The 12764-nt window shown below is 58.3% G+C and carries 15 protein-coding genes; 8 read left to right on the forward strand and 7 right to left on the reverse strand.

Annotated features, from left to right (window positions below; all coding sequences use genetic code 11):
- Nucleotides 1-60: 60 nt before the first annotated feature.
- Entirely contained in the window at nt 61-891 is an 831-nt protein-coding gene (gene queF / locus MOQ67_RS09220) for an NADPH-dependent 7-cyano-7-deazaguanine reductase QueF (protein WP_046490437.1), read from the forward strand.
- A 136-nt stretch (nt 892-1027) separates the two neighbouring features.
- Here the strand turns inward: queF and MOQ67_RS09225 are convergent, their stop codons facing one another.
- Entirely contained in the window at nt 1028-1294 is a 267-nt protein-coding gene (locus MOQ67_RS09225; protein ID WP_017848895.1) for a DUF4404 family protein, read from the reverse strand.
- A 110-nt stretch (nt 1295-1404) separates the two neighbouring features.
- Nucleotides 1405-2013 (reverse strand): hypothetical protein, encoded by a 609-nt coding sequence (locus MOQ67_RS09230; RefSeq protein ID WP_017848894.1) that lies wholly within the window; start codon nt 2011-2013, stop codon nt 1405-1407.
- Between the two features lie 238 nt (nt 2014-2251).
- On the opposite strand from MOQ67_RS09230, the gene MOQ67_RS09235 reads away from it, so the two are divergent.
- A complete protein-coding gene (locus tag MOQ67_RS09235) occupies nt 2252-2890 on the forward strand; it encodes an MlaA family lipoprotein (RefSeq protein WP_370737570.1) in 639 nt (212 codons plus the stop codon).
- 60 nt (nt 2891-2950) lie between these two features.
- Here MOQ67_RS09235 and MOQ67_RS09240 read toward each other — a convergent pair whose 3' ends face one another.
- A complete protein-coding gene (locus MOQ67_RS09240; protein ID WP_046384310.1) occupies nt 2951-3247 on the reverse strand; it encodes a PilZ domain-containing protein in 297 nt (98 codons plus the stop codon).
- A gap of 277 nt (nt 3248-3524) precedes the next feature.
- On the opposite strand from MOQ67_RS09240, the gene rssB reads away from it, so the two are divergent.
- On the forward strand, nt 3525-4706 hold the full coding sequence (gene rssB, locus MOQ67_RS09245) for a two-component system response regulator RssB (protein WP_017848892.1): 1182 nt from the start codon (nt 3525-3527) through the stop codon (nt 4704-4706).
- On the forward strand, nt 4706-5188 hold the full coding sequence (gene rssC, locus MOQ67_RS09250) for an anti-sigma factor antagonist RssC (protein ID WP_017848891.1): 483 nt from the start codon (nt 4706-4708) through the stop codon (nt 5186-5188). Before rssB ends, rssC begins: the two co-directional genes overlap by 1 nt.
- 125 nt (nt 5189-5313) lie before the next feature.
- Here the strand turns inward: rssC and tal are convergent, their stop codons facing one another.
- The 4 genes from tal to MOQ67_RS09270 all read right to left on the reverse strand — a co-directional run bounded on the left by tal (nt 5314) and on the right by MOQ67_RS09270 (nt 8035).
- Nucleotides 5314-6240: a transaldolase gene (gene tal, locus MOQ67_RS09255; protein ID WP_017848890.1), complete on the reverse strand. Its 927-nt coding sequence runs from the start codon at nt 6238-6240 to the stop codon at nt 5314-5316.
- A gap of 208 nt (nt 6241-6448) precedes the next feature.
- A complete protein-coding gene (dusA, locus tag MOQ67_RS09260) occupies nt 6449-7435 on the reverse strand; it encodes a tRNA dihydrouridine(20/20a) synthase DusA (RefSeq protein ID WP_448675917.1) in 987 nt (328 codons plus the stop codon).
- An 83-nt stretch (nt 7436-7518) separates the two neighbouring features.
- Entirely contained in the window at nt 7519-7803 is a 285-nt protein-coding gene (locus MOQ67_RS09265) for a type II toxin-antitoxin system RelE/ParE family toxin (RefSeq protein WP_017848888.1), read from the reverse strand.
- Nucleotides 7793-8035, reverse strand: a complete 243-nt coding sequence (locus tag MOQ67_RS09270) for a CopG family ribbon-helix-helix protein (RefSeq protein WP_017848887.1) — start codon at nt 8033-8035, stop codon at nt 7793-7795. Before MOQ67_RS09270 ends, MOQ67_RS09265 begins: the two co-directional genes overlap by 11 nt.
- 637 nt (nt 8036-8672) lie before the next feature.
- Between MOQ67_RS09270 and MOQ67_RS09275 the strand changes: the two genes are divergently transcribed.
- The 4 genes from MOQ67_RS09275 to mqo all read left to right on the forward strand — a co-directional run bounded on the left by MOQ67_RS09275 (nt 8673) and on the right by mqo (nt 12698).
- Nucleotides 8673-9278, forward strand: a complete 606-nt coding sequence (locus tag MOQ67_RS09275) for a hypothetical protein (protein WP_128192163.1) — start codon at nt 8673-8675, stop codon at nt 9276-9278.
- A gap of 540 nt (nt 9279-9818) precedes the next feature.
- A complete protein-coding gene (locus MOQ67_RS09280; protein WP_057003770.1) occupies nt 9819-10184 on the forward strand; it encodes a DUF6124 family protein in 366 nt (121 codons plus the stop codon).
- A 139-nt stretch (nt 10185-10323) separates the two neighbouring features.
- On the forward strand, nt 10324-10545 hold the full coding sequence (locus MOQ67_RS09285) for a lipoprotein (RefSeq protein ID WP_046384304.1): 222 nt from the start codon (nt 10324-10326) through the stop codon (nt 10543-10545).
- A gap of 506 nt (nt 10546-11051) precedes the next feature.
- Nucleotides 11052-12698, forward strand: coding sequence for a malate dehydrogenase (quinone) (gene mqo / locus MOQ67_RS09290; protein WP_198717683.1), 1647 nt, complete (start codon nt 11052-11054; stop codon nt 12696-12698).
- Nucleotides 12699-12764: the final 66 nt, after the last annotated feature.

A 12764-nucleotide genomic window follows, 5' to 3' on the forward strand; every position in this document is an offset into this window, starting at 1 on the left:
TGTTAGAGGCGGGGGCAAAGGCTGGTAGACTGGTGGGGTTAATTTAGCCAGGTTTCCGCCATGCATCCCGCAGCCGAACATTCGCCGCTGGGCAAGTCCAGTGAATACATCTCCACCTACACCCCTTCGTTGCTGTTCCCGATTCCGCGCGCCGCGAAATGGGCCGAGCTGGGCCTGAGCGCCGAGACCCTGCCGTACACGGGCGTGGATTTCTGGAACTGCTTCGAACTGTCCTGGCTGCTGCCGTCGGGCAAGCCGGTGGTGGCCATCGGTGAATTCAGCATTGCGGCCGACTCGCCGAATATCATCGAGTCCAAGTCCTTCAAGCTGTACCTCAACTCGCTGAACCAGACTGTGTTTGCCGATACGCAAAGTCTGGAGGCGACGTTGCGCACCGACCTCAGCGCTGCTGCCGGCAAGCCGGTGGGCGTGCGCGTGCGCAGCCTGGCCGAGGTTGAAGCCGAAGGCGTGGTGGCGTTGCCGGGAGTGTGCATCGATGACCTGGATATCAGCGTCAGCAACTACGAACATCCGCGTCCGGAACTGCTGCGTTGCGATGACTCGCGCATTGTCGAGGAGAGCGTGTACAGCCACCTGCTCAAATCCAACTGCCCGGTCACCAGCCAGCCCGACTGGGGCAGCGTGGCGGTGCAATACCGCGGCGCACAGCTGGATCACGCCAGCCTGTTGGAGTATCTGGTGAGCTTTCGCCAGCACTCGGACTTCCATGAGCAGTGCGTGGAGCGGATCTTCCTGGACTTGCAGCGCCTGCTGAAGCCGGAGAAGTTGACGGTATATGCGCGGTATGTGCGGCGGGGTGGGTTGGATATCAACCCGTATCGCAGTACTGAGGCGGTGCCGTTCCAGAACCTGCGCCTGGCGCGCCAGTAACCTTTACACAAACCAAAATGTGGGAGGGGGCTTGCCCCCGATAGCGGAGTGTCAGTCACAGTCTCTGTGCCTGACCCACCGCTATCGGGGGCAAGCCCCCTCCCACATTTGGTTCTGTGCTTGGTTTGGGCGCGGGTTAAATGCCGATGTTGCCCAGGGTGATCACGATATTGCGCAGCGTCCCGGCAATGCCTGGGTGGTCTAACTCGAAACCTTCTACCGCCCGGTTCACATCGTCTACGATGCTGGGCGGCTGGGTGGCCGGTTCCAGTTCAAGTTGTACTTCAAACTTGGCCAGCAAGGCTTCCAGCGCTTCACGTTTTTCGGGTGGCAGCGGTGGTTCCTGATTCAGTTGCTCGCGCAGGATATTGACCTGTTCTTGCAGTTTTTCGCGGGCAGGCATGGTGTTGTTCCTTTTATCGATAGGCACTGGCATAGACCACGGCACGCCGAGAAAGGTCTACGAGAGGAGCTGTAGATTAATCTACCGGCGCCGTCTGTGCATGATCTCAATCAGGGCTTTTCGCCTTTGAGCTGGCGCAGGCTGATGTCTGCCAGGCAGGTGCCGAGCTCGCCGAGGTGATCGATCACCGAATGCACCCCCAGCCCATACAACGCCACGGTGGCCTTGCCGCGTTTGTATTCGCGTTGTTGGTCGGTCAGTGCCTGCCATTGCTCGGGCGCCAGGCCGCACAGCGAACCGCAGGACGCCAGGCCGATGGTCCACAGCCCGGCATTCAGGCCCGATTGCAGCAGGCGCGGCTCGCCGCTGACCAGCACGCAGCCTTCCAGGCGTTCGATGTTCAATTCCATCAAGGCTTGCCAGCATGCATGAGGGGCGGGCCAGCGGATGGAAGAGGGCGATGCGGCCTTGAGCCAATCGGGCAGCGCAGCGGCCAGCGGGGTCGTCACCGAGGGCGGCAGTTCATCCAGCCAGGCGCAGGGCACGCCTTGTTCCTGGAGGCTGCGCAGGACCTTCAACGCACCTGGCGTGGCTTCGGCGTGCGGGGAGGGTGAATCGGTACGCGCCTGGGAACCGAAATCGACCAGGCAGCCACTCAGGCCGAACAACACGGCGGTCAAGGTGGGGGCAGTGGCGACGGCAATCTCGGCGTGAGGCATTTCGACATCCTTGAAATAGCTGTGACGCTATCGGAGTGGCGTGACAAGCCCATGACACTTTGTAGGGTTTTTGTACATTCTCTGTATGTCGTTTCTTAGCATCTGCCCAAAAAGGACACTTCCGTCATATACTGGCGCCTTATTCAGGGCATAGCGCCCATGACAGACTATTCAAGGAGCAAAAGCTATGCGCTGGAGCCACTACTTCGCTCAGTTTTCGGTGTGTGCCGTTATCCTGATGGCCCCTTTCGCCGCACAGGCCGCGTCGGAAGATGATCCATGGGAAAGCATCAACCGCCCGATCTTCACCTTCAACGACACCGTTGATACCTACGCCCTCAAACCATTGGCCCAAGGCTATCAGTTTGTGACCCCGCAATTCGTGCAGGACGGCGTGCACAACTTCTTCCGCAATATCGGCGATGTCGGCAACCTGGCCAACAACGTGTTGCAACTCAAGCCACACGCGGCCGGCGTGGACACTGCCCGCCTGTTGATGAACACCACCTTCGGCGTGCTGGGCTTTATCGACGTCGGCACCAAAATGGGGCTGCAACGCAGCGATGAAGACTTCGGCCAAACCCTCGGTTACTGGGGCGTCGGCAGCGGTCCTTACGTGATGCTGCCGCTGCTGGGCCCAAGCACCCTGCGCGACGCACCGTCCAAATACGTGGACAGCTACACCCAACCGTACCGCTACATGAACGACATCGGCTGGCGCAACAGCACCTTCGGCCTGAACATCGTCGACACCCGTGCCAGCCTGCTCGACAGCGAGAAGTTGATCACCGGCGACAAGTACACCTTCATCCGCAACGCCTACCTGCAGAACCGCGAGTTCAAGGTCAAGGACGGCAAGGTTGTCGACGACTTCTAGGTCGAGACCTCTTGAAACGAAAAAAAGCGACCATGTGGTCGCCTTTTTTGTGCGCGGGTATTAGCGCATTTTCAGGATCTTCAGCCCCAGATGCTGACCGTCGCCCTCGTTCCTCGCCCATACCACCTGGGTGTCCGCTTCCAGGCCCGCGAGGGCCGCGTGCTCCGACTCGATACGCACGGTCAGCAGATCGCCCACCGTGAACTGGCGAGGTGCCTGCACCTGCATGCCGGAGCTGGAGAGGTCCACGCAAACCCCGTCAATTTCTTGCCCGGCATGGATCAAAGAGACATTGGCATCCACTCGCATGCGGATGAAATCGCGCTTTTCAGCGTAGTCGCGCTCGTGTTCGCTCACAGCTTCCATCCTTACTTTGTGTTGTGGTGATGGCTGTTCTTATAACTCCCGGTGATTTGCGATGTAAAGACGTTCGGCGACCATCGGCATGAGCTTGAAACCCCTGTCGGATGGGAGTACCGTCTGCGCCTTAGAAGGGCACCTCTGCTTTACCTTTGTGCGTGGGCAAAAAGCCTATGCTTTGTAGGACAGAGAGGCTAGAAAGCGAATCCAGTAGCGTGAGCCCGGCCATTGCCGAGCCGCCTACGCCAACCTAATTCTGGCGCCGTTTGCCCACATGCCAAAAACCAGTGCCACGCTGCTGATAATCGATGACGACGAAGTAGTGCGCGCAAGCCTTGCGGCCTATTTGGAAGACAGTGGCTTCAGCGTCCTGCAGGCCAGCAATGGCCAACAGGGTCTCCAGGTATTCGAGCGCGACAAGCCCGACCTCGTGATCTGCGATCTGCGCATGCCCCAGATGGGCGGCCTCGAACTGATTCGCCAGGTGACCGAGCTTGCTCCGCAGACGCCGGTGATTGTCGTGTCCGGTGCCGGGGTGATGAACGATGCCGTCGAGGCCCTGCGCCTGGGCGCCGCCGACTACCTGATCAAGCCCCTGGAAGACCTGGCGGTGCTGGAGCACTCGGTGCGCCGTGCCCTGGACCGCGCACGCCTGCTGGTGGAAAACCAGCGCTACCGCGAAAAGCTCGAAACCGCCAACCGCGAACTCGAAGCCAGCCTGAACCTGCTCCAGGAAGACCAGAACGCCGGTCGCCAGGTGCAGATGAACATGCTGCCGGTCAGCCCGTGGACCATAGATGAGTTCAAGTTTGCGCACCAGATCATCCCGTCGCTGTACCTGTCGGGTGATTTTGTCGACTATTTCCGCGTAGATGAGCGACGGGTGGCGTTTTATCTGGCCGACGTGTCCGGCCACGGCGCGTCCTCGGCATTTGTCACCGTGTTGTTGAAGTTCATGACCACACGGCTGTTGTTCGAATCCAAGCGCAATGGCACCTTGCCGGAGTTCACCCCCTCCGAGGTGCTGGGCCACATCAACCGAGGCCTGATCAGCTGCAAGCTGGGCAAGCACGTGACGATGGTGGGCGGCGTGATTGATGAAGAAACCGGTCTTTTGACCTACAGCATCGGCGGTCACCTGCCGATGCCGGTTTTATACACTCCTGACAGTGTGCGCTACCTGGAAGGGCGTGGTCTGCCCGTCGGCTTGTTCAATGAAGCCACCTACGAAGACCACATCCTGGAGCTGCCGCCGACCTTCAGCCTGACGCTGATGTCCGATGGCATCCTCGACCTTCTTCCAGAGCCTACACTCAAAGAGAAAGAAGCCGCCTTGCCCCAACGGGTCAAGTCGGCGGGCGGCAGCCTGGATGGCCTGCGGCAGGTTTTTGGATTGGCCACGCTAGGGGAGATGCCGGATGATATCGCCCTATTGGTGTTGAGCAGGAATCTTTGATGAGTACCGGAAGAATCCAATTCGCCGAGCAAGACGGGACGTTTGTCCTGAAGTTTGTCGGTGAAGTGCGCCTGACCTTGTGTTCGGCGCTGGATGCAACGATTGAGCGGATCTTCACAGCGCTGAATTTCTCGGCGATCGTGATCGATCTGACCGAAACCCGCAGCATCGATAGCACCACGCTTGGGCTGTTGGCCAAGTTGTCCATTCTGTCTCGGCAGAAGGTCGGCCTGTTGCCCACTGTCGTCACCACCCACGAAGACATCACCCGTCTGCTGCAGTCCATGGGCTTTGATCAAGTGTTCAACATCGTTGACCGCCCGATCCCCTGTCCGGAATGCCTGACCGACCTGCCGTCCCAGGACCAATCCGAGGAAATCGTGCGGATCAAGGTGCTGGAAGCGCACAAAATCCTGATGGGCTTGAACGAGTCCAACCGCGAAGCCTTCCACGACCTCGTCAACGCCCTCGAACGCCACTGACACTCCCCGGGTGTGGGAGGGAGCTTGCTCCCGATTGCCCCAGACCTGTCAGTACATGCCTAACGGATTGACACAAAAAAAGGGCGGAACCCTCACAGGTCCCGCCCTTTTTGCTGCCGCCGCTGTTACAGCTTGGCAGCCAGCAACGCCTCCAGCTTCTCCTGGTCGCGGGCAAACTGACGAATCCCCTCGGCCAGCTTCTCGGTCGCCATCGCATCCTCGTTGGACTCCCAACGGAACTGCGCTTCAGTCAGATGCACCCGCGCTTCACCGGCATGGCCTGGCGACAACTTGCGCTCCAGCTTGCCGGTATCGGCCGCCAGTTTCTCCAGCAGGTCCGGGCTGATGGTCAGGCGATCACAGCCGGCCAGCTCTTCGATCTGGCTCAGGTTGCGGAAACTCGCCCCCATCACCACGGTCTTGTAGCCATTGGCCTTGTAGTAGTTGTAGATGCGCGTCACCGACTGCACGCCCGGATCGTCGGCGCCGGTGTAGTCGTTGCCGTTGGCTTTCTTGTACCAGTCGTAGATACGGCCCACGAACGGCGAAATCAGAAACACGCCCGCTTCGGCACAGGCCACGGCCTGGGCGAAGGAGAACAGCAGCGTCAGGTTGGTCTGGATGCCTTCTTTTTCCAGCTTCTCCGCCGCGCGGATACCTTCCCAGGTGGACGCGATCTTGATCAGCACGCGATCACGGCCAACCCCGGCTTTTTCGTACAGGTCGATCAGACGGTGCGCGCGCTTGAGTACGGCGTCAGTGTCGAACGACAGGCGCGCATCCACCTCGGTGGAGATACGGCCGGGCACCACTTTCAGGATCTCTTGACCCACCGCCACCGCAAAACGGTCGCTGGCCAGGCCGACATCACCGTTGCAGTCCTTCACGCACTCATCCAGCAACTTGGCATAGCCCGGGATCGACGCGGCCTTGAGCAGCAGCGAAGGGTTGGTAGTGGCATCTTGCGGCTTGAGATTGGCGAGGGCCGCAAAATCGCCGGTATCGGCGACGACGGTGGTGAACTGTTTGAGTTGTTCCAGCTTGGAAGTCATGAGCGTGCTCTGTCCTATGGGTCTGATGACATTACCCGAGCGCTGGCAGGCGCTCAAGGGCGCAAATGCGTTCGATCGTTTGCGAGGGCAACAACCTGAAAACAGCCGTTTGAATGACTGGCCTTGCTGGTAAATAGGAGGGCAAAATCGCCCGCAGGTTCAACCCAACAGCTCGATGAACACTGCGATCAACCTGTGGGCGCCGGTTTCAGCGGCCCTCCAACAACCCCGCCGCCTGATCCAGCAACGCCAGCGGGTCACTCGCTTTATGAATATCCACCGACAACAACTGCCGGAACTTGCGCGCCCCAGGGAAACCCGTGCCCAACCCCAGCACATGCCGCGTAATGTGATGCATCGAGCCACCGCTTGCCAAATGCTCCGCGATATAAGGCCGCAACTGCGCCAACGCCTCTGCCCGACTGATCACCGGCCGCGCGCTGCCAAACAACTGCTGATCCACCTCTGCCAGTAAATACGGATTGTGATAAGCCTCCCGGCCCAGCATCACCCCGTCAAACGTCTGCAAATGCTCTTGGCACTGCTCCAGCGTCTTGATCCCACCGTTGAGAATAATCTCCAACTCGGCAAAATCCTGCTTCAACTGCGCCGCCACGTCATAACGCAACGGCGGAATGTCGCGATTCTCCTTCGGCGACAACCCCTCCAGAATCGCAATCCGCGCATGCACGGTAAAACTGGTACACCCCGCGTCCTTCACCTGCCCGACGAAATCGCACAATTGCGCATAACTGTCCCGCCCATTGATCCCGATACGGTGCTTCACCGTCACCGGAATCGACACCGCATCGCGCATCGCCTTCACACAATCCGCCACCAACGCCGGATGGCCCATCAGACACGCGCCGATCATATTGTTCTGCACCCGATCGCTGGGGCAGCCGACGTTCAGGTTCACTTCATCGTAACCGGCAGCCTCGGCCATACGGGCACAAGCGGCCAGATCGGCGGGAACACTGCCGCCCAGTTGGAGGGCGAGAGGATGCTCGGCGTCGTTGTGGCGCAGGAAGCGCTCATGATCGCCGTGGAGGATCGCGCCGGTGGTGACCATCTCGGTGTAGAGCAGGGCGTGTTTGGAGAGCAGGCGCAGGAAGAACCGGCAGTGGCGGTCGGTCCAGTCCATCATGGGGGCGACGGAGAAGCGGCGGGAGAAGGGGGTGGTTTGTAGGGGCATGGGGGATCTGAGTTTGCGGGGCGAATGGGGCGTAGTTTATCAGGGATGGATCTTGGGTGTGCTGGAGGTGTGTTCCGCGGCATTCACCACTTCGAACGGGGACGTTGCCGTGTGTGGAATACGCCGAGGATCTGCAGACGATCACCGCGTATGCGATAGGGGATCAGATAAGACCAATTGGGTACTGCCCATTCGCGCGTGTTTGTGACTCGACCTTCACGGCCCATAGAGGGAAACTGCGCCAGTTTGTCGACGCTGGCGAAAATGGCATCGGAGAAGTCGTCAGCTGCTTTGGGGTTTTCGAGAGCTATATAGTTTGCTTCGTCTTCCAGATTTTTGAGTGCTTTTTCAAGCCACTCAACCCGCATTCCGGCTCCAGCGCCTGGCGCGCATGGCTGCTACCTGGTCATCGGTGGCAAATTTGCCCTGGTCGGCTTCTTTCACCGCCAGCTCGATTTGAGCGGTTAGCGTTTTTTCGTGCTCGATGTAGTCGCGGAGGACGTCCATCGCCAGGTAGGTCGCAGTCTGGCCGTTGGTTTTGGCCAGGTCGGCGAGAGAGTTGGACAGGTCTTCCGGCAGGTTTAGGGATATCCCGGTCATGACAGCCTCGAAGGTGGAAGGTTATGGAGCATCTTACACCGTGGAACGCTGGGTTGAATCAGCAGGTCGTCGTGAGGTGTGGCTGGGCTTTTACTCTGCCAGCTCGAAGCCGGGTGCCGGGTATCGTAGTCTGACTTCGATATCGGCAAAATAATTAGCAGGTGATGAGGCGGCTTTTTGCTGTCTGGTGATTAGTTTTTTTTCAGCGATGTTATAAATAAATCTGTCCTCTTTTCGCCATATGGATTTCGTAGGCCATAGGTGTGCCGTCTCCTGACTTTTGGCTGTATGTGAGACACCTGAATGTCAGTGACGGCTGAGGCTAGCGACTGACGGCAGAGGTGTCCAGTGACTCCTTCTGGCCGGTTTCTGCCTGTCATGACCGGTAGAAGTCGATCCATAGCGGACGCTCGCCACGAACGGCTGAGTCTTCAGGCACGTCCCCTCTAGCGTACAATTCAGCCGATCAGGTTGAGCTGTGTCACTGATAGACACCTCGCGTAGATACCGAAAAAATTGAAGCCCTTCGTAGTCCACCTACTGGGACCAATCTGCCAACAGCACCTTTGCCCATCACACGGCACTACGATTGCGTACACCAAACCTCATGGCTCACACAAAAACCGAGAACTCCCACGTGCCAAGCAACTTCTTCATGCGCGCCCGAATTTACAGTTTTCTGGTGCAAAAAAAACTGTCTCCCATCAAAAAACTTTTTTCACTGGCTGTATGGAGCACCCTATCAACCGTCACCCTTGCAGCTTTCGCAGTGAAAGTGTCGATCGATCAACTGGACGCGAACAACACAACGTCAGCCAAAGGGGTTTACAAAGACTATTTGAGTCTTGCCTTGGCGAACCCAGAGTACGCGGGTGCCTCCTACCCTTTGTACGCCCCCCGATACAGCCACTTCAAATACGGCTCCAATCAGCGAGAGGCATACGAGTTTTTCGTTTCACTGTTGCTGCACTCGGTTGACGAAATACTGAGCACACCGGAGAAGAAGCACTGGAGAAAAACATTGATAATGCAACTCTCGTATCACGCGTTGTATTTGAACACTCGAGAGTTTGGTTCGGAATCATATTTGTGTGAAACCCGAGACCTTGTCGTACTAGGCATCGAAGCGTATGCCGAGAGCCAATATGAATACAGCTCGGCTATGAATCCTATAAGGCTCGATAAAAAAATACGGTGCACAGAACAGGAGTGGAGGAAGGAGGAGAGCGAACAAAATGAGTGAGGGCAGCATTTTCGGTTATTCAAGGCCGATAAGCATCTGTTGGAGCTTACAGCCCAAGTTATTGCGACCAGCTTGGCGTTGAAGTTAGCTAGCATCGGACACTGTTTGCTTTATCAAAGAAGTAACGTTGGTACAAAAGTGGTACGCGGCTTTCAGGTCGGCTCTGTAGGGCAAGGAATACGTGGCCTACAGGATTAGCAGTTCCAATCCATAATCGGCGCGACAGATAAACGGCGGGAAAGTGGACCTGTCTGTAGGGACATTGGCAATCTGAGTCAACGAGGCGAATGGCGTAGTTTATCGGGGATGTTTCTTAGGTGTCGGGGAGGTGTATACCGTGCTCTTCACCACTTCGAGCGGGGGCGTTGTCATGTGTGGAATATGCCGGGAGTGTCGGTGAAATATCCCGCATTCTTCTCGACTTGCTCCTCAAACCTCCCGCCGCTAACCTCCTCAAGTCGCTGCCAATCCAGCGGCCGGAGGTGGAAGTCCGTATCGCTAAAGGCGTTTTAACTCCCGTCACTATTTGGAGCTTCGCCCATGCACAGCAACACGCCCAGTCGCTCTATTGATCGCGACCCTTCGCCCGTCGATACCAAGCTTCACGCCACAGCTCAACGTGCTATTGCTCGTGACTTGCCTCAATCCACCGACAATGCGCCTGACGAACACCCAACCCACAACCTATTCCTCGTCAGCCCCGACATAGACACCGAAACCCTCCTGGCCAACGCTTCCGAAAATCTCGCGTCCGCCAGCGAAATGGCCGCTACCGTGGCTTTCAACCTCGACGAGTCCCAGCGCTCCATTGTCTTGGGCATTCAGCAACTGATCGACCTGAGCGCTCTACTCGTTGATCGAGCCCATGACCAAGTCGCTCGTGTCATCAGCCCGGCTACAGCCTGACAATCGACCTCCGCCGCCTTAGCCCAAGGCGGCAACCTGAACCCATTCTGTCTTCCGGCGAAGTTTCATCATTCCCTGTGCCGTTGAGGCCTACGATCATCTCTATGGGAAACCCCCGAACCCACAGGGAACTGAAAAAATGATCTCGAACCTTGTCAAAGTCGTGATGATCGCCGGCGCGTTGCTGTTGAGCGCTTGTTCGTCGGATTCGTCGGGCGTGAGTCGCGACCCTTGTTTTGCAGGGGGATGCCAGGCGTTTGGTGACCACAGCCCCAACAAGGCCGCCAAGATGAATTTTGGCGGCAGTGGGCTGGGTAGTAGTTATGGTGAGTATGGTTCTGGGTTGTTGCAGGATGACTGATGGGGTGGTGGGGCAGTCAGGGATGTGTTGATTGAACCGCCGCTATCGGGAGCATGCCCCCTCCCGCATGAGGGGCCCCGGCGCGTGAGGCTGCACGCTATCAAATAGCCATGTCTGTGACGTCACGTCGCGTCTGTCAGGCTTGACACTCACCCCGATCAGCCTTGCCAAAACGCCTATTTTAGAGCTGTCAATTAGCCAAACAGCGCATGATCGCCGGTTGGCGTGATATTCTGCGCGCCATCTCGGTCTAGTCTTTCTCCGGAACGTACACCCGTATACGTCCCGGCGGCTGGCTGTCGCCCAGGTAGCTGAAGCCAATAATGATAAGAAGTCAGCGCAGAAGGGACATAAAAGTGAGGTCGATACGTCGGCCTTGTGTGCCCACCCTGCGGTCCTTGAGTGAATGTGCAAACCCGGCGCTGCGTTGCCTGACGCCGCGTGATCGAGGGTTGCCCGGGCTCAGGGGCGGTGGGGCGGATGGCGTTTTATCATAGGTGCTACTGATGTTTAAGAAAGTAAACACGGCCCTGCTGGGGCTGGCTTTGTCGATGGGGATCACGTCCGTTCATGCGGATGAGACAAAGAAAGTCGATGTACTGCTGATCGGCGGCGGCATCATGAGTGCGACCCTGGGTGTCTGGCTCAACGAGCTGGAGCCGGGCTGGTCGATGGAAATGGTCGAGCGCCTCGACGGCGTCGCCGAAGAAAGCTCCAACGGCTGGAACAACGCCGGTACCGGTCACTCGGCCCTCGCCGAGTTGAACTACACCCCGGAAGACAAGAACGGCAACGTTGAGATCCCGAAAGCGGTCGAAATCAACGAAGCGTTCCAGATCTCCCGCCAGTTCTGGTCCTGGCAGGTCCAGCAGGGCGTGCTGAAGAACCCGCGTTCGTTCATCAACTCCACTCCGCACATGAGCTTTGTGTGGGGCGATGACAACATCAAGTTCCTGAAAAAGCGTTACGAAGCCTTGCAAGCGAGCCCGCTGTTCGCTGGCATGCAGTATTCCGAAGACCCGGCGCAGATCGCCAAGTGGGTTCCGCTGATGATGGAAGGGCGTGACCCGAACCAGAAAATCGCGGCCACCTGGAGCCCGCTGGGTACGGACATGAACTTCGGCGAGATCACCCGCCAGTTCGTCGCTCACCTGCAAACCACGCCTAAGTTCGACCTGAAACTGTCGAGCGAAGTGCAGGACATCACCAAGAACGCCGACGGTTCGTGGCGTGTCAGCTACAAAAACCTGAAAGATGGCAGCAAGACCGAAACCGATGCCAAGTTCGTGTTCATCGGTGCCGGCGGCGGTGCCCTGCACCTGCTGCAAAAGTCGGGCATTCCTGAAGCCAAGGAATACGCGGGCTTCCCGGTGGGTGGTTCGTTCCTGGTGACCGATAACCCAACCATCGCCGAGCAGCACCTGGCCAAGGCCTACGGTAAAGCTTCGGTGGGCGCGCCGCCGATGTCGGTGCCGCACCTGGACACCCGCGTGCTGGATGGCAAGCGCGTGATTCTGTTTGGCCCGTTCGCGACCTTCTCCACCAAGTTCCTGAAAGAAGGCTCGTACCTGGACCTGCTGACCAGCACCACCACCCACAACATCTGGCCGATGACCAAAGTCGGTATTCGCGAATACCCGCTGGTCGAGTACCTCGCCGGGCAACTGATGCTGTCGGATGACGACCGCTTCAAGGCGCTGCAAGAGTACTTCCCGAACGCCAAGCAGTCCGACTGGCGCCTGTGGCAAGCCGGCCAGCGTGTGCAGATCATCAAGCGTGACGAAGAGCAGGGCGGCGTGCTGAAACTCGGCACCGAAGTGGTCAGCTCCGCCGACAACACCATCGCCGGCCTGTTGGGTGCATCGCCAGGCGCGTCGACCGCGGCACCGATCATGCTGACCGTGCTGCAGAAAGTGTTCAAGGACAAGGTGGCGACCCCGGCCTGGCAGGAAAAACTGCATCAGATCGTGCCAAGCTACGGCACCAAGCTGAACGACAGTCCTGAGGCTGTTGCCAAGGAATGGGCCTACACCGCCGGTATCCTGCAACTGACTCCACCACCAGCGATTCCGCAGATGACCGCTCCCAAGGCCACCGAGGCTGCCAAGCCTGCGGTTGAGCCGAGCAAACCGGCGTCTGATCTGGCGCTGTAAGACCAGGCCCTGAGACTGGGGCCGATCGATCAAAAAAAGCCCGCTGAGCCGATAACGCTCAGCGGG

This window comes from Pseudomonas sp. LY-1, from assembly GCF_053502595.1.

Coding starts and splice junctions, on each gene's coding strand:
- queF (WP_046490437.1), top strand. CDS start 61: ATGCATCCCGCAGCCGAACATTCGCCGCTGGGCAAGTCCAGTGAATAC.
- MOQ67_RS09225 (WP_017848895.1), bottom strand. CDS start 1,294: ATGCCTGCCCGCGAAAAACTGCAAGAACAGGTCAATATCCTGCGCGAG.
- MOQ67_RS09230 (WP_017848894.1), bottom strand. CDS start 2,013: ATGCCTCACGCCGAGATTGCCGTCGCCACTGCCCCCACCTTGACCGCC.
- MOQ67_RS09235 (WP_370737570.1), top strand. CDS start 2,252: ATGGCCCCTTTCGCCGCACAGGCCGCGTCGGAAGATGATCCATGGGAA.
- rssB (WP_017848892.1), top strand. CDS start 3,525: ATGCCAAAAACCAGTGCCACGCTGCTGATAATCGATGACGACGAAGTA.
- rssC (WP_017848891.1), top strand. CDS start 4,706: ATGAGTACCGGAAGAATCCAATTCGCCGAGCAAGACGGGACGTTTGTC.
- tal (WP_017848890.1), bottom strand. CDS start 6,240: ATGACTTCCAAGCTGGAACAACTCAAACAGTTCACCACCGTCGTCGCC.
- dusA (WP_448675917.1), bottom strand. CDS start 7,435: ATGCCCCTACAAACCACCCCCTTCTCCCGCCGCTTCTCCGTCGCCCCC.
- MOQ67_RS09265 (WP_017848888.1), bottom strand. CDS start 7,803: ATGCGGGTTGAGTGGCTTGAAAAAGCACTCAAAAATCTGGAAGACGAA.
- MOQ67_RS09270 (WP_017848887.1), bottom strand. CDS start 8,035: ATGACCGGGATATCCCTAAACCTGCCGGAAGACCTGTCCAACTCTCTC.
- MOQ67_RS09280 (WP_057003770.1), top strand. CDS start 9,819: ATGCACAGCAACACGCCCAGTCGCTCTATTGATCGCGACCCTTCGCCC.
- MOQ67_RS09285 (WP_046384304.1), top strand. CDS start 10,324: ATGATCTCGAACCTTGTCAAAGTCGTGATGATCGCCGGCGCGTTGCTG.
- mqo (WP_198717683.1), top strand. CDS start 11,052: ATGTTTAAGAAAGTAAACACGGCCCTGCTGGGGCTGGCTTTGTCGATG.